At 48.4% G+C, this 1078-nt stretch carries 2 pseudogenes; one reads left to right on the forward strand and one right to left on the reverse strand.

The window, feature by feature from the left end:
• A pseudogene (locus tag R8269_RS25950) lies at window positions 1-183 on the forward strand (hypothetical protein); the annotation flags it as partial.
• Window positions 184-403: 220 nt separating this feature from the next.
• Here the strand turns inward: R8269_RS25950 and R8269_RS25955 are convergent.
• Window positions 404-1078: pseudogene (locus tag R8269_RS25955) on the reverse strand (hypothetical protein); the annotation flags it as partial.

Here is a 1078-nt window from a genome sequence, read left to right on the forward strand (position 1 = left end):
GGAATTGCTACTCTCGGTAATTATAAAGAGATGCATTTTATGAATGCGCAATTACTGAGTGAGTTAAAACAGCTCCTCCGAGAGTTGGATGATGCCAACTTAACAGCGCTGATCTCGTACTGGGTGGCGGCGTTACAAGTCGAAAACGACGAGCTGGAAAAACATTTACCCCAAGGTGAGTAGCTCTGCTCACCTTTTTCCTTCGTTTGTCTTCTCTATTTTTGCCCTTCTATCTGTTGCTTTGTCTATTCTTCGCATCGACCAACACGAGCTTTGCTTACTTTCTGCATCTATCCACATCAACCGTTAGTCGACGTTCGACATAAAAAAAACGCATCACAAGTGATACGTTTTTTGCATCATTGTTTGTATTCGACTCTATTCGCAGTCGTCTTCACCGGCGTTAACTGGGAACAAACACATTAAGCGACTGAGGACGAATCTTGATCTCTAAACGACGGTCAGAATAGAGCTCACCGTCGATGACGTAGTCAATCGGCTTATCCGCAGTAATCGTTACCCCTGTCGCGCTCGCGTACTGAAACAGATTCGACTCATCCTGCGCACCGACGCTGGTTAATGTTAGATCCGACAACGCCACTAGGCGTCCACCCAGCGACTGAGTGTTATCAAGGTAGGTAATGTGCAATGTCCCATCATCTGGCTGCGGCGCGCCGCCACCTTGCGCTAACACAGTACTGAATGGCGCGATGTTGGCAACGACGAAGCTGTGCACCTCCATCTCCTGACTCTCCCATCCTTGTTCACTCGCCGCCTGCCCTTCGAGGGTTACTTGCAGAGTTTGCACCTCTTCGGAAATAACAGCGTTAAAAAAGCCCGTTAAATACGCCAGTTGCCCAAAAGCATTTTTCTCTTCACGATGCGCGTGTTCAATCATCTTCTGTTCCAAGCCAATACCCAGCACCAACAGAATCAAACGCTGATTACATTCTGCGGTGTCTATGCGTTGGCAATGACCTTCGAGAATGGCTTCACACGCTTTTTCCACCGGTGCTAACTTCACGCCGATGCCATACAGCACATGGCAAAGCGCATTCGCCGTGCCCAACGGTATGAT

The sequence above is a fragment of the Vibrio sp. Vb0667 genome (assembly GCF_033391095.1).